General features: G+C 66.2%; 22 protein-coding genes. 10 read left to right on the forward strand and 12 right to left on the reverse strand.

Annotated elements, in window-relative coordinates; all coding sequences use genetic code 11:
* Positions 1 to 19 precede the first annotated feature (19 nt).
* The 5 genes from NDI86_RS07315 to NDI86_RS07335 all read right to left on the reverse strand — a co-directional run bounded on the left by NDI86_RS07315 (position 20) and on the right by NDI86_RS07335 (position 7,366).
* A complete protein-coding gene (locus NDI86_RS07315; RefSeq protein ID WP_310899759.1) occupies positions 20 to 2,413 on the reverse strand; it encodes a methyl-accepting chemotaxis protein in 2,394 nt (797 codons plus the stop codon).
* A gap of 125 nt (positions 2,414 to 2,538) precedes the next feature.
* Positions 2,539 to 3,441: an ABC transporter permease gene (locus NDI86_RS07320; protein WP_417936256.1), complete on the reverse strand. Its 903-nt coding sequence runs from the start codon at positions 3,439 to 3,441 to the stop codon at positions 2,539 to 2,541.
* 92 nt (positions 3,442 to 3,533) lie between these two features.
* Complete coding sequence (locus tag NDI86_RS07325; protein WP_310899761.1) at positions 3,534 to 5,105, reverse strand: sugar ABC transporter ATP-binding protein; 1,572 nt, start codon at positions 5,103 to 5,105, stop codon at positions 3,534 to 3,536.
* 15 nt (positions 5,106 to 5,120) lie between these two features.
* Positions 5,121 to 6,368, reverse strand: coding sequence for a sugar ABC transporter substrate-binding protein (locus NDI86_RS07330; protein ID WP_310899762.1), 1,248 nt, complete (start codon positions 6,366 to 6,368; stop codon positions 5,121 to 5,123).
* A 221-nt stretch (positions 6,369 to 6,589) separates the two neighbouring features.
* Positions 6,590 to 7,366 carry an SDR family NAD(P)-dependent oxidoreductase gene (locus NDI86_RS07335; protein WP_310899763.1) on the reverse strand — a complete coding sequence of 259 codons (777 nt, stop codon included), beginning with the start codon at positions 7,364 to 7,366 and terminating at the stop codon, positions 6,590 to 6,592.
* A 114-nt stretch (positions 7,367 to 7,480) separates the two neighbouring features.
* On the opposite strand from NDI86_RS07335, the gene NDI86_RS07340 reads away from it, so the two are divergent.
* The 4 genes from NDI86_RS07340 (at position 7,481) to NDI86_RS07355 (ending at position 12,379) form a co-directional block, all read left to right on the forward strand.
* Entirely contained in the window at positions 7,481 to 8,335 is an 855-nt protein-coding gene (locus NDI86_RS07340) for a beta-keto acid cleavage family enzyme (RefSeq protein WP_310899764.1), read from the forward strand.
* Between the two features lie 421 nt (positions 8,336 to 8,756).
* Positions 8,757 to 9,524 (forward strand): IclR family transcriptional regulator, encoded by a 768-nt coding sequence (locus tag NDI86_RS07345; protein ID WP_310899765.1) that lies wholly within the window; start codon positions 8,757 to 8,759, stop codon positions 9,522 to 9,524.
* 329 nt (positions 9,525 to 9,853) lie between these two features.
* On the forward strand, positions 9,854 to 10,486 hold the full coding sequence (gene rdfA, locus NDI86_RS07350; RefSeq protein ID WP_310899766.1) for a rod-determining factor RdfA: 633 nt from the start codon (positions 9,854 to 9,856) through the stop codon (positions 10,484 to 10,486).
* Between the two features lie 66 nt (positions 10,487 to 10,552).
* Positions 10,553 to 12,379, forward strand: a complete 1,827-nt coding sequence (locus tag NDI86_RS07355; RefSeq protein WP_310899767.1) for an archaea-specific SMC-related protein — start codon at positions 10,553 to 10,555, stop codon at positions 12,377 to 12,379.
* Positions 12,380 to 13,231: 852 nt separating this feature from the next.
* On the opposite strand, the gene NDI86_RS07360 is transcribed toward NDI86_RS07355, so the two are convergent.
* Complete coding sequence (locus NDI86_RS07360; protein WP_310899768.1) at positions 13,232 to 13,387, reverse strand: ribbon-helix-helix protein, CopG family; 156 nt, start codon at positions 13,385 to 13,387, stop codon at positions 13,232 to 13,234.
* A 106-nt stretch (positions 13,388 to 13,493) separates the two neighbouring features.
* On the opposite strand from NDI86_RS07360, the gene NDI86_RS07365 reads away from it, so the two are divergent.
* Positions 13,494 to 13,796, forward strand: a complete 303-nt coding sequence (locus tag NDI86_RS07365; RefSeq protein ID WP_310899769.1) for a cupin domain-containing protein — start codon at positions 13,494 to 13,496, stop codon at positions 13,794 to 13,796.
* A 25-nt stretch (positions 13,797 to 13,821) separates the two neighbouring features.
* On the opposite strand, the gene NDI86_RS07370 is transcribed toward NDI86_RS07365, so the two are convergent.
* The 3 genes from NDI86_RS07370 to NDI86_RS07380 all read right to left on the reverse strand — a co-directional run bounded on the left by NDI86_RS07370 (position 13,822) and on the right by NDI86_RS07380 (position 16,894).
* Positions 13,822 to 14,562, reverse strand: a complete 741-nt coding sequence (locus NDI86_RS07370; protein ID WP_310899770.1) for a DUF7978 family protein — start codon at positions 14,560 to 14,562, stop codon at positions 13,822 to 13,824.
* 234 nt (positions 14,563 to 14,796) lie between these two features.
* A complete protein-coding gene (locus NDI86_RS07375; protein ID WP_310899771.1) occupies positions 14,797 to 15,882 on the reverse strand; it encodes a hemolysin family protein in 1,086 nt (361 codons plus the stop codon).
* A gap of 79 nt (positions 15,883 to 15,961) precedes the next feature.
* Complete coding sequence (locus NDI86_RS07380) at positions 15,962 to 16,894, reverse strand: oxidoreductase (protein WP_310899772.1); 933 nt, start codon at positions 16,892 to 16,894, stop codon at positions 15,962 to 15,964.
* Positions 16,895 to 16,972: 78 nt separating this feature from the next.
* Between NDI86_RS07380 and NDI86_RS07385 the strand changes: the two genes are divergently transcribed.
* Complete coding sequence (locus NDI86_RS07385; RefSeq protein WP_310899773.1) at positions 16,973 to 17,221, forward strand: glutaredoxin family protein; 249 nt, start codon at positions 16,973 to 16,975, stop codon at positions 17,219 to 17,221.
* Positions 17,222 to 17,228: 7 nt separating this feature from the next.
* Here NDI86_RS07385 and thiE read toward each other — a convergent pair whose 3' ends face one another.
* Positions 17,229 to 17,876 (reverse strand): thiamine phosphate synthase, encoded by a 648-nt coding sequence (gene thiE, locus NDI86_RS07390; RefSeq protein ID WP_310899774.1) that lies wholly within the window; start codon positions 17,874 to 17,876, stop codon positions 17,229 to 17,231.
* A gap of 84 nt (positions 17,877 to 17,960) precedes the next feature.
* Between thiE and NDI86_RS07395 the strand changes: the two genes are divergently transcribed.
* The 3 genes from NDI86_RS07395 to NDI86_RS07405 all read left to right on the forward strand — a co-directional run bounded on the left by NDI86_RS07395 (position 17,961) and on the right by NDI86_RS07405 (position 20,985).
* Entirely contained in the window at positions 17,961 to 19,097 is a 1,137-nt protein-coding gene (locus NDI86_RS07395) for a site-2 protease family protein (RefSeq protein WP_310899775.1), read from the forward strand.
* A 108-nt stretch (positions 19,098 to 19,205) separates the two neighbouring features.
* Positions 19,206 to 19,991, forward strand: coding sequence for a hypothetical protein (locus tag NDI86_RS07400; protein WP_310899776.1), 786 nt, complete (start codon positions 19,206 to 19,208; stop codon positions 19,989 to 19,991).
* Between the two features lie 139 nt (positions 19,992 to 20,130).
* A complete protein-coding gene (locus NDI86_RS07405) occupies positions 20,131 to 20,985 on the forward strand; it encodes a ZIP family metal transporter (RefSeq protein WP_310899777.1) in 855 nt (284 codons plus the stop codon).
* Positions 20,986 to 21,063: 78 nt separating this feature from the next.
* Here NDI86_RS07405 and NDI86_RS07410 read toward each other — a convergent pair whose 3' ends face one another.
* A complete protein-coding gene (locus NDI86_RS07410) occupies positions 21,064 to 22,149 on the reverse strand; it encodes a Gfo/Idh/MocA family protein (RefSeq protein ID WP_310899778.1) in 1,086 nt (361 codons plus the stop codon).
* Positions 22,150 to 22,454: 305 nt separating this feature from the next.
* Here NDI86_RS07410 and NDI86_RS07415 point away from each other — a divergent pair, with 305 nt between their 5' ends.
* A complete protein-coding gene (locus tag NDI86_RS07415; RefSeq protein ID WP_310899779.1) occupies positions 22,455 to 23,030 on the forward strand; it encodes an NADPH-dependent FMN reductase in 576 nt (191 codons plus the stop codon).
* Here NDI86_RS07415 and NDI86_RS07420 read toward each other — a convergent pair.
* Positions 23,027 to 23,902 carry a DUF7351 domain-containing protein gene (locus NDI86_RS07420; protein WP_310899780.1) on the reverse strand — a complete coding sequence of 292 codons (876 nt, stop codon included), beginning with the start codon at positions 23,900 to 23,902 and terminating at the stop codon, positions 23,027 to 23,029. The two genes, NDI86_RS07415 and NDI86_RS07420, sit on opposite strands and share 4 nt — an antisense overlap.
* Between the last annotated feature and the right edge of the window lie 61 nt (positions 23,903 to 23,963).

The raw sequence follows: 23,963 nt of genomic DNA on the forward strand, positions 1-23,963 counted from the left end.
CAGCTTTTCGACGCGTCGGCTACGAGTCGAGCGGGTCGTGTCGAAACTGCCTCGCGTACGTCCGTTCTACCGCGTCGAGTCGCCGGTCGTCGCCGAAGACGGCCGGCAGTGAGTAGTCCGCCGGTTTCTCCGACCGTTCCCAGCCGAGCAACTCCGAGAGTTCGGCCTCCCGAATCGGCTGCATCGCTATCTGTGGGTCCCACTCGTCGCCGGCCTCGACGACGGACATCCTCTTCCAGTCGTAGGGCGTCTCCCCGTCGAACAGTTCGTGTTTGTACGTCTCGGCGTCGACGACCGGAACCCTGTCGACGACGTCACGCCACTTCGCGGGGTCTTTGACACACAGCGGCGCGTTGAACGTCATCATCCGCTCTCCGGGGTCGAGAGTGTGGCCGTTGCGGTAATCGTGGACCTTCGCGAGGGACCACGCTGCCTGCCACGGCGCCATGCCCGAGACCGTGGCCGTGATGTCGCCGTTGAGGACCCTCGCCAGCCCCTGTTCGCTCGCGTCGATGGTCGCGATGGGGACGTCGTGGCCGGCGTCCTTGAGCACCGAGAGGCCGCCTTCCGCCATGGAGAGGTTCTGGGCGAAGAAGCCGTCTATCTCGGGACCGTGTCTGCGAACCAGTTCCGTCATCACGTCGACTGCGGACTGTTTGACGAAGTGCCCCGCCCGGCGTTCGCCGAGCAGTTCGATGCCGGGATACTCACCCAGCGCGAGTTCGACGCCCCTGTTACGACCGAAGTTGACCGCCGTTCCGGGGTTCCCTTCGACGTGGACGAACCGCCCCTGCCCGCCCATCTCCTCGAAGAGGACCGTCGCGGCGGTGTAGGCGTGGTTGACGAAGTGCGGCGCGATGTACTGGACGTACTCCTCGCCGGCGTCGTGGGGCGTGTACCAGTCGGCGATGGTGACCCCGAGCACCGTCGGGACGCCCGCGTCGACGCACCGCTCGCTGAACTCGACCGACGACTCGTTCGTGTAGGTCTGCCCGACGATGGCGTCGACACCGCTCTCGATGGCCGCCTCGAACTGGCGGCGCTGCTTGGCTACGTCGCCGTCGTTGGCCTTGACGTCGGTCCGGTATCCGAACGCGTCCGCCGCGTTCCGGTACCCCTTCGCCCAGGAGAGCCAGTAGGAGTTGTCGAGGTCGGCCACCGTCCCCATCGCGATATCCGCGCTCCGGTCGGCCGAACTGCTCGATGCGTCGGTCTGTCGCTGCCTGGCTTCCTCGAGGGCGCGCTCTCTCGCCCGCGTCGAGATACTCTCGGCCGTCTCGTGTGCGTCGACCGCCGACTCGAGCATGTCGGCGTACTGCGTTAGCCGGGCCGAACTCTCGGTGACACTCTCCGTGGCGTCCGCCTGGGCCTCGACGGCGTCGGCCACGGAGGCGCTCTGCTCCTTGACGGCGTCGCTGAGGGCCGTCACGTCGTCGACGCTCGAGAAGATACGCTGGGCCGCGTCGGCCTGCTGTTTCGCGGCGCTGTCGATTTCCTGGATGCCGTGGTTGGTCTCCTCGATGTGGGTGGTGATGTCCGTGAGCGCCGCAAGCGCCGTCTCTATCGTCTCGGCTCCGGCCTCGACACTGCTTTGCATCCGGTCCATATCGCTCACCGCGTCGTCGGTCTGTGCCTCTATCTCGTCGACCATCTCGGCGATTCGGTCGGCCGCCGTCATCGCCTCCTCCGAGAGTTCCTGGACGTTGTTGGCGACGACGGCGAACCCCGCGCCGGCCTCACCGGCCCGTGCGGCCTCGATTTTGGCGTTCAGCGCGAGCAAGTTGGTCTGGTCCGCGACGTCCGAGATGAGGTCGACGATGTCGCCGACCTTCTGGACCTGCCCTTCGAGTTCGGCCGTCTTCGCAGCGGTCGCGTCTGTGGTCTCGCGTATCCGGTCGACCTCTTCGAGCGCCTCTTTGGCCGCGCTCTGGCCCTCCGTGCCGCGCTGGAGCGTCTCCGCTGCGGTGTCGGCTACCGTGGTCGCCGAGGCGGATATCTCCTCGATACTGGCCGACAGGGCCTCCATCTCGACGGCGACCGTCTCCAGGCGCTGTTTCTGTTCGGCGGTGTTGACGGCGATGTCTTCGGTCTGTCCACCAGCGGTGGCGCTGGCGTCTCTGACCGTCTCGGCACCGGCCGCGACGTCCGCACTCGCCTCCGTGAGGACGGTCGCCAGCCCCTGTACCTGTCCGGTCTGTCGCTCTACTTCGTCCAGCATCTCGTTGAACGACGCCGCGAGTGCAGCGATGGCTTCGTCGTCGCCCTCCACCGCGACTCGCCGCGTGAAATCACCGTTCGCACAGGCGTCCATCACCGTTCGAAGTTCGTCGAGTTCCGGGGGAAGGTCGTCGGTATCGGCGTCACGCGCTCCGACGGCACTCTCCCCTCCTGGATCGTCTGTCTCGCCGACCATACGCACAGTATTAACACTATTGTTTAAACATTTACTGCAGGTTATCGAATCTGGAAATCGGTCGGCCCGCCCGCTCACAGCGCGAACTGCCGGGGCGTCGGAAACGGAGAAACAGTGAAGGCCGATTACTTCACGACGTCTATCTTGTCGCGGTCGATAGACAGCGCGACGGCCGCGACGACCACGAGGCCGAGGATTATCTCCTGGACGAAGGAGTCGACGGCGAGCAGGTTCATCCCGTTGTTCAGGACAGCGATGACGAGCACGCCGAGGATGGTCCGGTGCGGGCCGCCCACCCCGCCGGTCAGTGCCGTCCCGCCCATGACGATGGCGGCGATACTCGGCAGCAGGTTCCCGCTCCCGATGTTCGGCGAGGCCGAGGAAATCCGGAGCGTGAGCAGGACGCCCGCGATGCCACAGAGCAGTCCCGACAGCACGAACGGGTATATCTTGTACCGGTCGACCTTCGCGCCGGCGAGTTCGACGACGCGCTCGTTCTCGCCGAGCGCGAAGCAGTACCGCCCGAACTTCGTGCGGAAGGCCAGGACGATGGTGGCGGCGTATATCAGCAGGCCCCAGAGCACGAGGTTGGGGATGCCGAAGACGTTCCCGGTGGCGATGGCGCGGATGGAGTCGTTCCGGAACGTGATGGTCGACCCGCCGGTGATTATCTTCCCGACCCCGGCCAGCACGGACAGCGTCCCCAGCGTGACGAGGAACGACGGGACCTTGAGCTTCGTGAACACCAGCCCGTTGAACAGGCCCGCGAGCATCCCGACGCCGATGGCGATGGGAATCGCCAGCAGCCCCAGTCCGTACTCGGCGATGAGGACGACCGTGGTGACGCCGGTCAGCAAGACGACCGACTCGACCGAGAGGTCGATGCTCTGCTGGAGAATGGGGAACGTTCCCGCGAGCGCGATCAGCAGCAAGGTCACGGCGTTTTTCGCGACGTTGTCTATCAGGTTGGCCTCGGTGAAAAAGCGCTCCGTCGTCACGGTGAAGATGACCACAAGGCCAAACAGCATGACGAAGGGCCCGAGGTCCTGAATCCAGTCCTGGAGGGTGCGTTGCTCTCGTTGGCTGTTTATCCACTCGCTGACACTGCTTGTACTCATCGTTATATCATCTCCTGTATCAGGTCTTCTTCCGTTGGTTTGTTGCCAGGTGAGGCGTCGAACGGTTCGGCGACGAACTGGCCCTTGGCCATCACGCCGATACGGTTCGACATCCCGATGACCTCCGGTAGTTCGTCACCGATGAAGACTATCGAGACGCCCCGCTCGGTCAGTTCTCGGCACAGTCGATACACCTCCTCTTTCGCACCCACGTCGATGCCCCGCGTGACGTTGTCCATCACGAGGACGGGCGTGTCCTGGGCGAGCCACCTGGCGATGACCACTTTCTGCTGGTTGCCGCCGCTGAGCCCGTGGACGAGCGCGTTCGGTCCCGGCGTCTTTATCGAGAGCTCCTCGATGGCGTCCGCTGTCGCCGCCTGCTCGGCGTCGAGGTCCAGCATCGGCATGCTGCCGTTCATGTCGCGAATCATCGCCAGCGACGTGTTCACCAGCACCGACTGGTACAGGAGCAGGCCCTCGGACTTCCGGTCTTTCGGGATGTAGCCGACACCGGCGTCGACCATGTCCGAGACCGACGGATTGTCGAGGTCGGTCCCGTCGACGGTAACTGTGCCCTCGGTCATCTCCAGGTCGCCGGCCAGCAGGCGACCGAACCGTTGCTTGCCCGACCCTTCGACGCCGACGATGCCGAATATCTCTCCCTCGCGCAGGGTGAACGACGCCGGGCCCACCTCGTCGCCGTGGGCGACGCTATCGACTGCCATCGCGACGTCGCCAAGCTGGGACTCCCGGCGCTGGTCCGGCACGCGGTAGTACTCGTCGGCCGTCTCCCGGCCGACCATCGCTCGCTGCAGCGAGTCCGTCGTCGCGTCCTCGACGTCTGTCACGCCGACCTGCTCGCCGTCTTTCAGCACGTAGATGCGGTCGGATATCTCCAGTACCTCGTCGAGTTCGTGCGAGACGAACACGAAGGTCGCCCGGTCCCGGAGGTCGTTGACGAGGTCGAAGAGAATCTCGCGGCCGCTCTCCTCGAGCCCGGCGGTCGGTTCGTCGAGCAGGATGACCGGGTTGTCGGACTTCTGGGAGACGTGGAACGCCTTGGCTATCTCCAGCATCTGGCGCTCGTTGAACGTGTAGTCCCGGACCAGGTCGTTGACGTCGATATCGATACCGAGGTCGTCGACGAAGGCCTGGGCGCTCTCGCGCATCTCCTCTTTCTCGAGTACGCCGAAGCGCTCTTTCTCCCGGCCGAGATAGAGGTTCTCGTACCCCCGAAGCGTGGTGATGACGTCCTGTTCCTGGTGGACCAGAGAGACACCGTAGTTGGCTGCTTCACGCGGGTTCGTGAACGTGACCGAGTCACCGTCCACGTAGAGCTGTCCCTCGTCCGCCTCGAGGACCCCCGTGAGGATGTTCAGGAGGGTGCTTTTGCCGGCCCCGTTCTCCCCGACGAGGCCGATGACCTCGCCGTGGTTGACTTCCAGTGAGACGTCCTTGAGCGCCTGGACGTGTCGGAACGATTTCGAGATACCGTCGACGCGGAAACTGTACGAGTCGCCGGCTGGCGAGTTCCTCGCCTCGTCCATCGTGCCTGTGTGTGTCTCTGAGGACATTGTTTACGTTCGGGGTTAGTTCAGTGGGTTATTCTGGAACTGGTCCTGGTAGAGCTTGGTGGCCTCTTCCTGGGCCGCGCTGTCGGTGTAGACCTCGGGCAGACTGTACCCCGATGGCTTGTCCGCGTCCTTCCAGTCGAGGACCTCCTTCATGTCCTCGAGGTTCATCGGCGCCATATCTATCTGTGGGTCCCACGAGTCCTCGCCGGCCTCGACGACGGACATCTTCTTCCAGTCGTAGGGCGTCTCGCCGTCGAAGATGGCCGAGTTGTACTCGGCGGCGTCGACGACGGGCAACCGGTCGATAGCGTCCGTCCACTGGCTCGGGTCCTTGACACAGACCGGCGCGTTGAACGACATCATCTTCTCGGCCGCGCTCAGCGTGTGGCCGTTGATGTAGTCGTGACACTTCGCGACGGACCAGCCGGCCTGCCACGGCCCCATCCCGGAGACCGTCCCGGTCATGCGGTCGTTGGCGATGGCCGCCAGCCCCGGTTCGCTGGCGTCGATACCGACGACGGGCACGTCGATGTCGTTCTCTTCGAGGATGGTGAGCCCACCCAGCGCGACGGCGTCGTTCTGCCCGAAGAACCCGTCGATGTCGTCACCGAACTGGGACACTTTGTCGTTCATGACCGACCGGGCGTCCGAGCGGATGAAGTTACCCGGCTGGCGCGCCCCGGCCATCTCGATGTCGGGGTACTCCTCCAGCGCGAGGTCCACGCCCTTGTTTCGGCCGATGTTCGGCGCGGTCCCGCGGTTCCCCTCGATGTGGACGAACTTCCCGCTGCCGCCCATCGCCTCGAACAGCATCTTCGCGCCGGTGTAGGCGTGGTTGACGAAGTGTGGCGTGAAGAACGTCACGTACTCCTCGCCGGCGTCCTGCGGGACGAACCAGTCGGCGATGGTCACTGCGAGGACGCCCGGGGTCTGGTTCTGGGCCAACGTCTCCGCCAGCGTGATGGCGGCGGCGTTGGTGTAGGTCTGTCCGACGATGAACTCCGCGCCGTTCGAGACTGCGGTGTCGAACTGCTGTTTCTGTGTCGAGACTTCCCCGTTGTTGGTCTGGACGTTGGTGTCGTAGCCGAACGCCTTGGCCGCCTCGAGGTAGCCTTTCTCCCAGCTCAGCCAGTAGGAGTTGTTTCGGTTGGCTATCGAGGCCATCGACGGCCCGCCGTCGCTGCCCGACCCGCCGGAATCGCCACCACAGCCCGCGAGCGAGCCCATGATACCGACGCCGGTCGCGCCAGCGACACGAGTCATAAACGACCGTCTGGAGTCTGAAGACTGCTGCCCTGACATGCACTTGCACATACCTATAGTCCCTATATATATGTTTTGTTAATGATGGACTTTCCGACAGATGAACTGGCGTGGCCGCCACTCGGCGACCGGCGTCCGCGGCCGATTGGGGGCCGTCTGTGTCCGATTGGGGCCCGTGTCGTGTGTTCGGTCGCGCGCTGGACTCCGCTCGCGCGTCTCCGTCAGTACATGACCTTGCCGGCGGAGACGTTGATGTCCTGGCCCGTTATCCGCTCTGCCTGCTCGGAACAGAGGTAGCCGACGAGGTCGGCGACGTCCTCGCGGTCGACGAGTTCGCCGCGGGCGGCCTCGCGTTCGACCTCACCGCGGACCTCCTCGTAGGTCTGGCCGGTCTCCTCGGCCTGGCGCTCGAAGACCCGCCTGATTCGTGGCCCGTCGACCGACCCGGGACAGACCGCGTTGACGTTGATGTTCGCGTCCCCCACCTCCGCGGCGAGGGTCCGCGTGAACCCGATGACGCCCATCTTGCTGGTCGCGTAGGGCGTCCGGTTCGGCAGGGGGCGTTTCCCCGTCACCGACGCGATGTTGACGATTCGGCCGAACGACGCGGCTCTCATGTGGGGAATGACCTCGCGGCACATCTGGAACGGGCCCTTGAGGTTGACCGCGAGTGTCTGTTCCCACTCCTCGGTGGAGACGCCCTCACAGGGTGCCGTCGGCCCGGCGATGCCGGCGTTGTTGACCAGGCATTCGATGGACCCGAACTCCTCGAGGACCCATTCGACCGTCTCCTGGACGCTCTCGCTGGAGGCGACGTTCGTTTCGAGGACCTCACAGCGCTGGCCGGTCTCTTCGACCAGTTCCGCCGTCTCCGCCATCTCCTCGCTGTCGAGGTCGGCGACGACGACTCGGGCCCCCCGGCGGGCGAGTTCTACACAGATCGACTGTCCGATACCGCGGGCGCCACCGGTGACGATCGCGGTACTATCGGGACGCATAGCGCAGAAGAGTTACACGCAGAATATAAAACTTTGCGTGACAGGCCGTCACAGGGGTGGGAAAGCCCCCTTCCACCACAAGGTCTAAATAATCGTTCCGAGTCGAATCCGACTATGCCTTACAGCGGGTACGACGACTACTTCGAGAAGAAGCTCATCATCAGCGTGGCGACGACCGGTGGCCACCACGGCAAGGACGCCAATCCGAATCTCCCCGAACAGCCCGTCGAAGTCGCACAGGACCTGGCGGCGTGTGAGGAAGCCGGTGCCTCCATCGTCCACCTCCACGCGAGAGACGAGAACGGCGAGAAGACGAAGTCCGTCGCGCGATACCAGGAGCTGCTCGACACCATCGACGAGTACTGCGACGACATCATCGTCAACTTCACCACGGGTGGTGGGGGCATCTTCTCTCGCGAGGAACGCATCGCGCCGGCGCTTGAGACCGACCCCCGCCCCGAGATGGCGACGATGGACCTCGGGCCGATGAACTTCGGACAGACCAGGACGGCCGTGAACACCCGTGAGCAAAACGAGGAGTACGCAGAACGGCTGCGGGACGCGGGCGTGAAACCCGAACTTGAGGTCTTCAACCCCGGTCACTACCCCGAGATGGAGCATCTCATCGACGAGGGACTCCTCGATACCCCGTACTGGTGTACCCTCATTCTCGGGATGCAGACCGGCACGCCGGCCCAGCCGCGCAATCTGATAAACCTCGTGGACAACCTCCCCGAGCCCGCCGAGTGGCAGGCGCTCGCGGTCGGTCGACACCAGCTCCCGCTCACGACGATGGCTATCACCATGGGCGGCCACGTTCGGGTCGGGATGGAGGACAACATCTACTACCGAAAGGGCGAACTCGCCGAGAGCAACGCCCAGTTCGTCGAACGGGCGGCCCGTATCGCCGACGAACTGAACCGACCTATCGCCGACACCGACGAGACCCGCGAGATGCTGGGTCTCTGACCGGGCCGCACTGCCACCTCGTTCTCGCTCGCGACCGCGTCGGTGAGCTGCGGTGCTGGTCGCCCAATCTATAACGATTTATCGTCCGCAAATCCTCGCCTCGCGAATCGCCCCCTCGAACCCTCGGGCTGACTGTTCTCTCGGCGGAGATTATCGTGAATATATCGAGATAAACAGACAGTCGAACGGTTTTCCTGCGGTTCTTCATGCAAACAGTCACGCTCTCGGCACTGTCCCCGAGCGCAGTACTTTATATGCTATTTCCGTATTCGGGCGGCTCTGGGTATCTACGGTTGCTTCACATCTCTCCAGTCGAGTCCGGGTCCGGGACCACGCAACTCAGACCCGTGCGTGAGACGACTTCACACACTATCTGTCCCCCAGCGGTGGATTTTATATACTGTCCATGTGGAGTGTACGCATGACCAACGACACACAGACACGAACCCTGCAGACGACGCGGACGACCCTGGAAATCGTGCGGGCGCTAGAGGAGCACGGGCCGGTGCGGGTGACCGAACTCGCCGACCGACTCGACATGGCGTCCAGTACGGTCCACAGCCATCTCGCCACGCTGGTCGGGGAAGAGTTCGTCACCAAGGACGGCGACTTCTACCGGCTGAGTCTCGAGTTCCTGCGTCTCGGCATCCACGCTCGCAACCTCCGGGACGAACACCAGGTCGTCCAGTCGTACACCGAACAACTGGCCGAGGAGACCGACTGCCGGGCCGTCTTCCTCGTCGAGGAGCACGGTCGCGGCGTCTACCTCTACACCAACTCCGGGAAACACGCCGTGTGGAGCTACTCGACGGTCGGCAAGCAGGCGCCGCTGCACGTCACGGCGAGCGGGAAGGCGATACTCGCATCGCTTCCGCGCCAGCGTGTCGACGAGATTATCGACCGGCGCGGGCTCGCGCCCGAGACCGACCAGTCGATCACCGACCGCGACGAACTGTACGCGGAACTCGACGAGATACGGGACCGCGGCTTCGCGTTCAACCGCGAGGAGCAACTCGACGGTATCAAAGCCGTCGGCGTGCCAGTCAGCGGCCCCGACGACCGCGTCATCGGGTCGTTCAGCGCCGCGAGTCCCGCAAAGCGCATGGACGACGAGTGGTTCGAGACCGAACTCCCGAACCAGGTTCTGGGCATCGCCAACGAGTTCGAACTCGAGATATCGATGCCGTGAGCGGGCGGTGACGTGACGGCCGGTTGGCGTTCTCTCACCGCCCGTCCCCAGTGCGATACCCCGAGACGACGCCCGCAAGCGTCGCTTTCGCTCTGCGGACGTACCCGCTGCGGGCACACGGACCACGGATAGTCGCTCCGGCCGCGAACACCCCGCCGTGACCTCCCTCTCTGGGACGCCACTATACCTGTCCCAGCTTGGCGGCGGGCATCTCGTCTGCCCCCTCTCAGGTTGAGACGCCCTATATCCGTCCCAGCGTGGCCTTCGACGGCGAGTCCATCGCGGTAATCATAACGCTTACCAACGGGCAATCCACAATGACAAAGTCAATGGCACCGACGCACTGCTGTAAAGTCGACCGGGTTCGCGCCGAACACGGTATCACGCCACCGGCCCGATTCGACGGGGGCCTCGATTCGTATCTCGTCGCCAGATGGACCGGCGAGGGCGAGACGGACCCGGTCGGCCTGCGGACGCTCTCGGAGTGGTTCAACAAGCAGGTGCTCAAGACGGTCTATCGCGACCACGGGCGCTCCGAATCGAGTGTCCGCCTCGATTCGGACTACGAGGCGCTCCGGGGGAACGACATCCCGGAGCACAAACTGGCGGAACTCCACTCGGAACTCGCCGACGACGGCATCGACGGCGAGGCGTTGACCGGGCAGTTCATCGGCAAGAGCACGCTCTCGCGGCACCTGAAAGACTGTCTCGACGCGACCAAGGACACGCCCGCGTCGGAAACGGAGTGGGAGATAGACCGGGTGCGCGTCGCGACCAACACGTACCGCACGCATCTGGAGTCGGCGCTGCAGTCGCTCGGGAACAAGGACCGTATCAGCGACGTCGAGGCGGCGGAGTTACAGGTTCAGTCGTACCTCTCCTGTCCGGAGTGCCCGACCCGCGTCACCGTCGAACAGGCCTACGAGCAGGGATACGTCTGTGCCGACCACCGTGACGACTAACCGCACGCCGAGACGGTCCGGTGTTTGGCGACCGATTTAAGTCACAGCCGACCAGTAATAATGTATATGTGGGAACTCGAGGTTTCAAACATCGCCGGTATTCGCGACGGCGAACCGACCGTCGAGCCCGGCATCAACGCCGTGCAGGCGAGCAACTGGCAGGGTAAGACGTCGCTCGTAACCGCGCTCAGGACAGTGCTGGGGGGCTCAGTCACGTCATCGACGCTCACCGACGGCGTAGATGCGGGTCACGTACGGCTACGGACGCCCGACGAGGAGTACGAGCGCCGCCTCCGGCGGACCGGCGGGACTGTCACGGCGGACGGTCGGCCGTATCTTACCGACGAGCGCGAGCAGGCCGTCGCCGAACTGTTCGCCTTTCTGGACGAGCGCAACCGGGTTCGGACCGCGGTCCGCGAGGGCGAGGACCTCACTCCACATCTCGTCGAACCGCTGGAACGAGAGGACATCGAAGGCCAGATTGCGCGACTGAAAGCGGAGCGAGAGACGGTCGAAGCCGAACTCGAACGCGCCCAGCAGGCGGCGGAGAAACTGCCGGCGAAGACGGACACTATCAACAGTCTCGAATCCGAACTCGCGGAGCTAGAGGCCGAGGCCGACGACCTCGAGGGGACGGCCGACGAGAGCGGTGCGCAGGCCGAACTGCGGACGGAACTCACACAGGCGCGCCGCGAACGCGAGCAGGCCAGTCAGCGCGTCAACCGGCTCGAAGGAAAAACCGAGTCGCTGGAATCGCAGATAGCGGACAAGGAGCGCGAACTGGACGCGCTGACAGTCTCCACGGCTCCCGACCTCCCCGAGACGCTGGCGGAGAAACAGTCGGCGCTCCGGGAACTCGACGGGGAAATCGAGACGCTGGAAGCGCTGTACAACGCCACGAAGCAGGTACTCGACCAGGGTCATCTCGACGTCGTCGCGGACGTCGAGCGCCGCATCGACAGCGACCATCTCACCTGCTGGGTCTGTGGCAGCGACACCACCCGCGACGACATCGAAGAGCAGATGGACGGGCTGAGCGACGCCATCTCCGACCGTCGGGAGCGACGCTCGGAGCTCCAGTCGACGGTGTCCGAACTCGAGGACAGACAGCGCGAGATAGAGCAACAGCGCCGGCGGAAACAGTCACTCGAAGACGGACTGGACGAACTCCGGACGAACCTGGCGGACTCGCGGGACGAACTCTCGGACGCGAGAGACGAACTGGCGTCGTCCAGCGAGCGCGTCGAGACGCTGGAAGCGCGAGTGCAGGAAACCGACGACCGACGACAGTCACTCGACCAGGAGATAGCGCGGACCGAGACGAAACTGGAGCGCCACCGCGAGGACCGGGACCAACTGGAGACGCAGGCCCAGCAGCGCGAACAGCTACAAGAGCGCCTCGACTCGCTCTCCGGAGAGATAGAGGACCTCCGCTCGCGGCGCGAGCGGGTAATCAGGACGGCGCGCACCGCGTTCGACGAGGCCCTCGAAGACGTCGTCGACAGGTTCAATCCGAGCTTCGAGAGCGCGCGACTGCGACACCACGTCGACCCCGACTCGGGCCGCACCGAGCAACTGGAACTGCTCATCGCCCGGGACGGGCGTGAGATATCCGTCGACGCCCTCTCGGAGGGGGAGGTCGAACTCATCGGCCTCATCGCTGCACTCGCCGGGCACGAGGCGTTCGACGTCGCCGAGCAGGTCCCGTGTATCATCCTCGACGACCTCGGTGGACTGGCCAGCGAGCACATCCACACGCTCGTCCACTATCTCAGTGCCAGAACGGAGTACCTCGTCACGACCGCCTATCCGGAGGCCGGCGAGTTCGACGGGCACGTACTCTCACCGGACGACTGGGACGTCGTCTCGGACCACGCCGACCAGCCGGCGTGACTGCGAGGGGCGGGCCGCCACCTGCCCGTCTCGGCTGTCGCTTATCAGATCCCACACTGGTGCCGCTTTCGGCGCGCTCAGCCTCGTGGCCTGCCCTCGACAGCAGGCGACGAATCCCATAACCCTCAAAATCACAGATATAATAAATATATTATGATTTCTCGAACAGACTCCGCGAAAGGCCCCCGAAGAGAGGATGCCGACAGTCGGGGTCCGCCGGACGCGTCGCGACCATTTGTCTCTACGTCCACACGCGACTGTCAGCACAGACGTTCCCCGATTATCACGCCTCAGACGGCTCCTCTCGGTGTCGTAACCTGGGAGGGCGCGACTGTCCCGGACTTTGACGTGTTACCGGTCCAGCCACCGAGTGCAACACTGCCTGATACGCAGACGTGATGCGGGTAAGCCGGCATCTCGGGCCGCGAGCGCGATGCCGACCGCCTCGGTTCGACGACTCACGGACGAACGCCCCATCGCTGTCCAGCGATGGGCGATAGAGACTCGGCCACGATAGTGTATAATAATATCTACAATACGACAGAAGTATAGGATTTTTAGAATAAGAATCCATCCCCGGACGCGGTCCTGCGTCGCGAGTTGTCTCCGAGAGAGGTGACGCCGACCGGATGTCTGCCGACGCTGCGTGAGACGTGCGGGCTGTTCTCACATCGAGTACCGGCACGGCGACACGGACAGAGCGCTGAGAGTGTCCGGAGACCGAGGATTCCAGAGATATGTCGGTTGGCGTCTCGAAGCGCTACCGCGATGCTCGCGCTCGGCGTCCGCGGCGACTGGACGGGGGCCTTCGCCGAGGCGCTACGCGGGGAGTGCGGTCCTGGGCGACACCACCTAGTCCTGTTCTTTCAGCCACTCGTCCAGCAGGTCCCTGATAGCGGCGTCGCGGTTGTCGCGGTGGTCCGCGAAGGCCTTGTCGTCGACCGCCTCCAGCAACGCCTCGTCCAGTTCGACGTCGACTTCCTCGAGGTCGAGGAACGCTTCGTCCATGGGTTTTGAGCAGGTGCTGGCCGGATAAATACCCTCGTCAGACGACCGTCTGGCGCCCGTGTGACGCCGTCGAAACGCACTCCTCGTCGGCGCCCCACCGCTCGATATGGAGCGTACACACCTCGACTTCGAGCGCTACTTCGAGGTCGTCATGGAGACCGACGAGGCCCAGGCCGCAGAGATGACAGTCGACCCCGGCCGGACTGTCGGCGGCCCGGAGAACTACCACGAAGCGAGCGACCAGTGGCTGTTCGTCGTCTCGGGGACCGGCGTCGCCACGGTCGACGGCGAGGCCGAGCGCATCGCGGCCGGTGACCTGCTGCGCATCGACGCCGGCGAGCGCCACGGTATCGAGAACGACGGCGACGAACCGCTGGAAACGGTGAACTTCTACACGCCGCCCCGATAGCGGCGGCCGACGCGGTGTCGCCGGCTCAGAGCCTGCTTCGGATACCGCCGAAGAAGACGTTGATGACGAGCACCTTCAGCAGACCGGCGGCCCCGCCACAGACCAGCGGATAGAGGATACCGGCCAGCAGTATCGCCGGCAGTAGCTGGACCGAGACGGTGCTCCCGGCGCCGGACACCGTGGCGAAGAGGGCGCCGACGACCACCAGCGGGAGATACCCCATCACGACGCTGCTCCCCGAGAAGAACCCGCCGAGGAAGCCGTCGGCCCGCTTGAACAGCGCGACCAGCCCGCCCAGACAGAACAGCAGCGCCGCCGGGATGAGCGCGTAGACGAGCGTCGAGTCGGCAAACAGTACGAGCAAGCTGAGCCCGCCCTCGGTACCGACACTGAGTTTCACCCCGTGGGCGTTGTAGAAAATCCACCCCAGTAGCCGTAGCGCGCCCGACCCGCCCTCTGGGTTCGCGTCCCGGACGATAGTCAGGAACGCGAGCAGTACCTCCCGCTTGCTCTCGTCTGCCAGCATGTCCACGGCGACCGCCTCGTTGACCGCGACGTTCTGTTGCTCCTCGGTCGCGAGGAACAGCCCCGAGATGCTCGCGAACGCGAGGACGTACGCGAGGCCGCCCAGGACGATACCGCCGACGAAACTGAGGTTCCCCCGGACGCCGTCGGTTAGCACGCGGTCGAGGACGCCCCCGCCGGTGTCGGTCGACTCCCCATACGACTCGGTTGTCGTCCCACCGTCGCCTTCTATATCAGGCACACTCTCTGATGGACGTGTTATTGTATATAATAGTAGTGGCGGCTGACAGTATTTGCTGCCTCTACGCCTCCCGATGGTCGCCGTCGTCGGGCGGCACCGCCCCGACTGCCCGCGGGACCGACGGTCCCGCTCCGTTCCGCTTCGAGGGACTTCGCTTCGCTCAGTCCCTCGCTACTGCTCGCGGGTCGTCTCCCCGCTCGCACTTCGAGACGCCTCCCTGCGGTCGGCGTCTCGCTACGCCACCCCCGCCCGCTCGTCCATCGGGTCGCGGATGTCACCGACCACCGCTTCCAGGGCGTCGGTGATAGTGAGCAGCCCGACCACGTCCCCCTCGGCGTGGACGACCGCCAGTTCCTGGCTCTCGGCCTGGAACCGGTCGATGGCGTCGCTGACGTTCGTGTCCGCGGAGACGGTCATCGGCGGCGCCGCCACGGCTTCGAGGTCGACGCCGGCGAGCAGCGCGTCGCCGGGCGGCCCCTCGCGGGCCGCTCGCAGCAGTTCGGGGACGTAGACGATACCGAGTAGCTCGTCGCTGTCGGCGCCTATCAGTGGGTAGCGGGTGTGTGGTGTCTCGGCGACCTTGCGGGCGTTCTCGGCGTCGCCATCAGCCGTCGACAGCGCGGTCACGCGCTCGGCGGGGACCATCACGTCCCGGACCTGCTGGTCGCCCGCGTGCAGCGCCGCCAGCACCTCCTCGCGGCGCTCCTCCGAGAGGTCCCCCTCCTCCAGCGTCGCGTGGAGCTTGTTGCGCAGGTCCCCGCGGCTCTCGATGACGTCCTCCTCTGTCTCGAGCCACGCGCCGGACATCTCCACGCCGAACAGCGCGAGCGTCCACTTCGCGACGCGGTCGCCGACCGCGATGAGCGGCGAGATGAGCTTCGCGAAGTAGTACAGCGGCGTCGCCCCGTAGCGACAGACGAACCGGGCGCGTTCGACGCCCAGGTACGTCGGCGTCTGCTCGCCGTGGGTGAGGTGGACGAGGTTGATGATGGCGAAGGCGATGGCGGCTCCCAGGCCGATGCCCGCCAGCCGCGACCCGGCGAAGGCGGGTTCGAACAGCGCCGCGAGCGCGGGCTCGGCGACGATACCGACGGCGATGGAGGAGGCCGTGATACCCACCTGACAGCTCGTCAGGTAGATTTCGAGGTCGCTGGTCATCTCCCAGGCCCGCTCCAGCGCCGGGTGGCCGCCGCTGACGAACTCCGATTCGGTGAACTGACGCGCGCGGGTCAGCGCGAACTCGATGGCGACGAAGAAGCCGTTGGCGAGGATGAGCGCGACCCCGGCCAGCAGCCGCAGCGCTATCTCGACCGGTTGCATAGGGTGGTGGGACTTCTGTGTCCCCACGTGAAAACCTGATGATTCGGCGACTGGACCGCGTGACAACCTGGCGATTCGGCTACTCGCAGTCGTACTCGACGCCGGTCAGCTCCTCGGAGACGGCCCAGAGTCGCTCGGCGTCGGCCTCGTCGTTCGAGGCGGCGTTCGAACGCTGGAACTCGGGCGACCCGCGCATCCGCATGAAGCCGCCGGGACCGACGTACTCGCCGCCCGTGACCTCGGGGCTGGTCGCGGCGTACAGCATCGGGAGGGCCCCGCGCTCGGCCGACTGGCCGAACAGTTTGTTGGCGACTTTCATCATCCCCATTCGCACGCTCGACCCCATCTCCCGGGGGCCGCGGAACTGCAGGTCGGTGTCGGCGTACCCCGGGTGGCAGGCGACGCTGGTGACGTCCGCGTCGGCCTCGCGGAGTCGGCGCTGGAGTTCGTAGGCAAAGAGGAGGTTCGCGAGCTTCGAGCGGCCGTAGGCGGACCACTTGCCGTACTCGCGCTCGGACTGCAAATCGTCGAAGTCCATCTCGCCGGCGGTGTGGGCCTGCGAGGACTGCGTGACGACGCGGCTCTCCCCCTCGCTCGCGCGGAGTTCGGGCAGCAGGTGGCCCGTCAGCGCGAAGTGGCCCAGGTGGTTGACGCCGAGTTGCATCTCGAAGCCGTCGGCCGTCTCCCCGCGGGGAATCGCCATCACGCCGGCGTTGTTACAGAGCACGTCGATGCCGTCGGCCTCCTCGCGCAGGCCCGCGGCGAAGGCGGCGACGCTGTCGAGGTCCGCGAGGTCACAGACGCGCACCTCCAGGTGCCCGCCCCTGACGGTCCGGCGGATATCCGTGGCGGCTTCCTCGCCGCGGGCCTCGCTACGGCAGGCCATCACCACCGTCGCGCCGGCGTCGGCGAAGGCCTTGCTCCCCTCGTAGCCCAGCCCGCTGTTGGCCCCGGTGACGACCACCGTCTCTCCGTCCATCGCCGGCATCTCGTCGACCGTCCAGCCTGACATACCCGGACGTTACACCCCACGTACAGAAAAGCCTCGCAATCTGTAGACCTTTGAGGGTCGGGCGACTACGACCCGACGATGAGCGACGTCTCGGTCACCGTCTACACCCGCGAGGACTGCCATCTCTGTGCGGAAGCCATCGACACAATCGAAGAAGTCGCCGACGAGGAGGGCGTCGCGGTCGATATGGCCCTCGTGGACGTGGACACGGACGAGGAGTTGCGCGCGGAGTACGGCGACCGGGTCCCCTACGTCCTGCTCGACGGCTCGCCGGCGTTCAAATACCGGGTGGACGAAGCCCGCTTGCGGCGGAAGCTGACTGGCTGAGAGCGGTCTACGACCGGTCGCGCTTGCCCCGCTCGACGGCCTCTCGTAGCGCCGCCGCCGCCGCCGCGGGGTCCTCGGCCTGCGTAATCGCGGTTATCACGCCCACGCCGTCAGCGCCCGCTCCCGTCACTGCGGCGGCGTTCTCGGCCGTGATGCCGCCGATTCCCACGAGAGGGAGCTCCACCGCGTCGGCTATCTCGGCCACGCGCTCGGGCCCGACGCCGTGTTCGTCCTCTGGGATGTCGTCTTTCGACCCCGTGCGGTAGACGGTCCCGACGCCCAGGTAGTCCGCGCCGGCGGCCTCGGCGGCCTCGGCGGCCGCGACGGTCGACACCGACCGGCCGACGACGGCGTCGGCGCCCAGCAGTTCCCGGGCGACCGACACCGGTAGGTCGTCGTCGCCCAGGTGGACGCCGTCGGCGTCGAGCGCCCCAGCCAGGTCCACGCGGTCGTTGACGACGAAGGCCACACCGGCCTCGCGACAGCGTTCCCGTATCTCTCGGCCCATCTCGTAGCGCTCCCGGACGGTGCGGTCCTTCTCGCGCAACTGCACGACGCCGACACCGCCCGCGATAGCGTCGTCGACGATTTCGCGGGTGGACCGTCCCGCCGACAGCGACTCGCCGGTCACCAGATACACGTCCCAGTCGGGCATGGAGGTGCTGGGGGCGGTGCGGTCCTGATTCTTGCGTTTGCTCCGAGCCGAAGCTATTACTCGGGGCGTGTCCTTTCCCCCCACGTGCGAAACTTCCAGGTCACGACAATCTGGGGCATCCCTATCAAGATCAACATCTCGCTGCTCGTCTTTCTGCCGGTGCTGGCGTGGCTCATCGGCAGCGGGACCCAAATAGAGACCTACGCGGGCATCGTCGGTGCCCTCGCCGGCACCGAACTGGACCTGTCGGTCCTGCGGGCCGGGACGACGCCGTGGCTCATCGGCACGCTCGCGGCGGTAGGGCTGTTCGTCAGCGTCACGCTGCACGAACTGGGCCACGCGTGGGCGGCGATGCGCTACGACCTCGAAGTGGAGTCCATCACGCTGTGGATTCTGGGCGGGCTGGCGAGTTTCAAGCAACTGCCCCGGGAGTGGAACCGGGAGTTCACCATCGCCGTCGCGGGGCCGATAACCAGCATCCTCACCGGCGTGGTCTGTTACGCCGGGCTGTTCGTCCTGCCCGACAGCGCGGCCGTCGCGCTGTTCGTCGTCGGCTGGCTCGCCGTCACCAACATCGTACTGGCGGTGTTCAACATGCTGCCGGCGTTCCCGATGGACGGGGGACGCGTGCTGCGGGCGCTGCTGGCCCGCTCGCGACCGTACGCCTCGGCGACCCGCATCGCCGCCCGCGTCGGGACGTACTTCGCTATCCTGTTTGCCGTCTTCGGCGTCCTCTCTTTCTCGCCACTCCTGCTCCTGCTGGCGCTGTTCATCTACGGCGCGGCCAGCGGCGAGTCACGTACCGTTGCGCTCGCGGACCTGCTTTCGGGCCTGACCGTCGGCGACATCGCCCGGTCGACGCGACTCACGGTCGAGGCCGACGCCACCGTCGAGGAACTGGTCGACCGGATGTTCGTCGAGCGGGCGACGGAGTTCACCGTCACGCGGGGCGGCGAGGTGGTCGGCGTCGTCACCGTCGCGGACTTCAAGACGCTCTCGAAGGCCCAGCGCGAGGCCGATACGGTCGCGGACCTGATGGTGACGGACCTCCCCCGACTGGCCGCCGACATGTCCGCGTTCGACGCGCTGGTCGAACTCGACACCGGCCGGGCCAGCGCCGCCCTCGTCGAGAGCCCCGACGGGACCCACGTGGTCTCCCGGGAGGACTTCTCGGCCGCGATGGAGATGCGCCGACTGACCGAGGCCGACGGCCCGTTCTGACGCCGCTACTGTTCGAACTGACACCCCACTTCGGTCGAGAACGGGGGCGATATCGGAGCCAGATATCGTCCCAACAGACATACCAGACGGATACGTCTCGACCGATACATGGAGTACGTCTATGCGGCCCTCTTGCTCGATGCGGCAGGAGACGACATCACGGAGCGGACGGTGACGGATACGCTGGAGCGTGTCGGTGTCGATGTCAACCCGGCACGGGTCGTGGCAGTGACCTCGGCGTTGCAGACCATCGACGTACCGGCGGTCGTCGACACCCTCGCGGCGGATTTCCCCGCGGACGACGGCGACGGTGTCCCTGCGTACGTCTATGCCGTCCTCCTCCTCGACGAGCAGGGGACCGAAGTCACGGGACGACGGGTGGCAGAGACGCTCGAAAGTGTCGGTGTCGACTCGGAACGGGTCGAGACGCTCGATTCAGCGGCCGAGACAATACTGGCCGACAGCCCGGCCGAGGCGACCACAGACCGCCCGACAGCGACGATTCGGTATGTGCAGACCGAACAGGAGTTCGAAATCGAATCCGGCGACACCGTCGGACGGGCCGGTGCCGACGGGCTGACGGCCACAATCACTGTCCGTGATACCGGGGAGCACATCGCAGCGATACAGATGCGGTTCGAGAAAGACGGTGACGCGTGGTATCTTATCGACTATAGTCTAAACGGGACATACGTGCAAAAGGGAGACGGATGGCAGCGAGTCCTCTGTGATGCGGGCCGGGAGCGGCTCAGCGAGCGGGACGCGGATTACACCGACCTGAACGGTGAGGCCCCGCCGGAGCTCATCCGACTGCGGGAGGGCGACTTGATTGCGCCAGTTCATCCCACGTACGGCGTCGTATTCGAGTTTCAGCCGGCGGACGGTCGTCCCTGATGGGTGGCCGAGCGCGATTTACCGCCACTCCGCGACGATGTTCCAAAGCGCCGGCTGATCGTCGGGTCGGGCGCCGCCACAACTCTGCCGGCCACGCGGAGCGGTAGCTACAACTCCCCGGCCGACACACCACGGGACGATGCAGTCGGGACTCACCGAGACGGTTTCGTCGGTCGGCGGCACGGACCCGCTGGTGCTCGGCCTGCTCGGCGGGCTGGTCATCGCCGCGATGAACCTCTTTGGCGCGTCGCTGGTGCTCGTCTGGCGGGACCCCTCCGAGCGGGCGCTCGACACGGCGCTTGGCTTCGCCGCGGGCGTGATGCTCGCCGCCGCCTTTACCAGCCTCATCCTCCCCGGTATCGAGGAGTACTCCGGCGGGAACCCGGTCCCGACGCTCGTCGGCGTCGGGCTGGGCGCGCTCTTTCTCGACCAGGCCGACCGCTTTCTCCCCCACGCCCACTACCTGCTGACCGGCAGCAAGCGCGAGGACGCCGCCGGCCCCAGCGAGTCGCTGCCGGTCGACGAGGAACGGCTCGCCGGCGTGGTCCTCTTTATCCTCGCCATCACGCTGCACAACATGCCCGAGGGGCTGGCGGTCGGCGTCGGCTTCGGCGCGGCCGCGAGCGACCCCAGCCAGCTCGGCGGCGCCATCTCGCTGATGCTCGCCATCGGCATCCAGAACGTCCCAGAGGGGCTGGCGGTGTCGGTCGCCGCCATCAACGCGGGGCTGGACCGCCGGCTGTACGCCGTCGTCACGGGGCTGCGTTCGGGGCTCGTCGAGGTGCCACTGGCCGTCCTGGGCGCGGTGGCCGTCGCGACCGTCGAGCCCCTGCTGCCGTACGCGATGGGATTTGCCGCCGGCGCGATGCTCTTTGTCATCTCCGACGAGATTATCCCCGAGACCCACGAGGGCGGCTACGAGCGGGTGGCGACGCTCGGGCTGATGGGCGGCGCCATCGTCATGCTGTATCTGGATATCGCGCTGGCGGGATAGACGGCACTCGCGTGTAGAACATCGCTCTTCCGTCGGCGTCGTAAGAGACCTGGTTACTGCCGCTTCGTTGCTCGTGGTTCACTCGTCGTCGAGGCTCACACTGGTCCCGGCCTCGGCCGACCGATAGATGCCATCGATGACGCGCTGGACGGTAAGCGCCCGCTCGACGGTGTTCTCTTCGGGCGGCTCACCGCTGACGACCGCGTCGAGGAACCGCTCGTCGCTGCCCGTCCAGCCAGTCGCCTCGAGGGAGCCCTGAATCAGTTCCGACTGCATGACGTGGTCGGTGCCCCGTTGGCTGGACTCGATCAGGTGCAGTTCCTCGCCACCCAGGTCGAGGCGCGCGCCGCCGTCGGTCCCCCGGACGAGGAACTCCTGGGTCTCGACCTGGTTGGCCGCCCAGGCGACCTCTAACGATATCGTCCGGTCGTCCGCACAGCGGATTATCGCCGTCGCGGAGTCCTCGACGTCGAAGACGGCCTCCTCGGTCGCGTCGTACCAGTCGCCGGGGTCGGCGTAGTCCTCCCGGTTACCGAACTCCGTGCGGGTGACGGCGAACACGTCCTCGACCCGCGGGAAGTCAAGCAGGTAGAGCGCGAAGTCGATGGCGTGGACGCCGATGTCGACCACTGCGCCACCACCCGAGAGCTCTTCGTTCGTGAACCACGAGCCGACGCCGGGGATGCCCCGTGAGCGGACGTAGTTCGCCTGGACGTGGGTCACGTCGCCAAAGCGGCCCGCCTCTCGGTGGCCCGTGAACACCTCCGCGGCCGTGGCGACCCGGTTGTGAAAGTTCACCGCGACGAACCCGTCGGCGTCTCGAGCGGCCCCAGCGATACGCTCCGCCGCGGCGAGGTCGTCGGCGAGCGGTTTCTCGCAGAGCACGTCGTAGCCGTGTTCGAGCGCACCGACGACCGCTTGCTCGTGGACGGCGTTAGGCGTCGAGACGACGACAGCGTCCAGGTCCTCGGCGGCGTACATCTCGGCGGCGTCCTCGTAGACCGCCGTGCCGTACGTCCGGGCGAACTCGTCGCGGCTGTCAGCGACCACGTCGGCGCCGGCGACGACTTCGTGGCCGAGTTCGGTGGCGTTCGAGGCGTGGGTCTGTCCCATGAAGCCGAGCCCGACGATACCGAGTCGGACGGCGTCGCGGTGTTCACTCATCACGCTTCCGCTGACGGAGAAGCACCCCTTCAAGTTAGTTCCCACTTTCGTTCACGTGACTGCTTTTCCACACCCTGTCACCCGACTGCCGTCACGTCCCACCAATCGGTCCGCAGTTCCTGGGCCGTCGGAGAGCCCCCGACAGCACGGTCAAGAGCAACGAGCAACTCGGAGGAGACGGTGACGGACATCTGGAGCCGTCACTTGGACAGCGGACGAGCGCCGGTGAAGCGGATTTCGGTACCGCGGCTTACAGAAACGTCGTTCTGCGAACAGTAAGGTGGCAGTCGGCCCTCAACTCACCTATGTCATCGCCCCCGTCCCGACCGCTGGTCGTCGGCGTCGTCGGGAGCCTGAACGACGGTAGCGTCACGCGCAAAGCGACCCGACACGCGCTGGCGGCCGCCCGAGAGCGCGGCGCCAACACCGAGTTGCTAGACCTGCGAGAGTACGACTTGCCCGCGTTCGACCCGAACGCCGAGCCACCGGCCGACGCCGACCGGTTGACCGACCGAATCGAGGCCGCCGACGCCGTCCTGCTGGGGACGCCGATGTACCACGGTTCCTACAGTTCCGTGCTGAAGACGGCGCTGGACTACTGTGGGTTCGACGAGTTCGAAGACACCACCGTCGGCCTGCTGGCCGTCGCCGGCGGCGGGTTCCCGCTGCCCGCGCTCTCGCATCTGCGGGAGGTCTGCCGGGCGCTGGAGGCGTGGGTACTCCCGACGCAGGCCGCCGTCACCGACTCTCACGCCATCGCGGACGACCTCCCCGAGAGCGACCGCGAGCGACTGGCGGAACTCGGCGAGGGGGCCGTCGGCTACGCCGCGCTCACGGAGCGACCGCCCGCCGGGGCCTGTGTCGTCCCCGCGGACGACTAGTCGAACGCCGTGACCGTTCCCGTCTCGTCCAGCACCGCGACCCGCTCGGCGTCGCCGGGGGCGACCGTCACCGCGAGTTCCCAGGGGTCGTCCTGCCGGACCGAGACGGCGTCGGGGTCGACGACGAAGGGGAGTTCCCACAGCCGCCGCGCCCGCACGTCGACGCCGTTGTCGGCGCAAAAGCCCTGTACTTCAGGGTGGTCGAGCAACACCGCGCCGGGCGGAACGTTGGCGTGGTAGTTGCACTGGCCGCAGTCGAAGCCGACAGTGGTGGGGTGGCCCCGGACCGCGACCGCCTTTTCGGGTGCGTCCGCCCTGACCCACGCGTCGACGCGGCCCGAGCAGACGGGACAGACGTCCGCCCCGGCCTGGCGCCAGTTCGCCCGCGCGACCCGGTCGAACGCCCGGCCCAGCTCCGCGCCCTCGCGGTCGACCAGCCCGCCGGGGTCGAACGGGTGGCGCAGGTAACGGTGCTCGCAGTCCACGCAGGCGACCCGGCCCCCCGCTATCGTCTCGTAGCTGAACGCCAGGTCGGCACCGCAGTCCAGACACGACCCCGACACCGGTTCGCGGTCGACGCCCGCCTGCTGGTGGAAGGCGCCGTCGTGGACGGCATCGACGACGCGATAGCCGGGGTAGGTCAGGGCGTACCCCCCGCTGTCGGTCTTGGCGACGAACCGGCCCTCCAACTTCGAGAGGTGGTAGTTGAACTTCCCGCTGTCGCGCTCGCCGACCCGCTCGCGCAGGGTCGAAAACGACAGCCGCCGCTCGTCCGCGCCGCCCAGTTCGCGCAGGATGGCGATGCGGAGTCCGTGGCCCACCAGTCCGAAGGCGTCCTCCGGCGAGATGTCCGACCGCTCCCTGTCGCTCATACCCGCTGTGTGTGTCGGCAGGCTAATAGCTGCTGTCGTGTCGGGTCAGTTGTAAGCCGGT

Origin of the sequence: Haloarcula onubensis (assembly GCF_031624605.1) — an archaeon.
GTDB lineage: Archaea > Halobacteriota > Halobacteria > Halobacteriales > Haloarculaceae > Haloarcula > Haloarcula onubensis.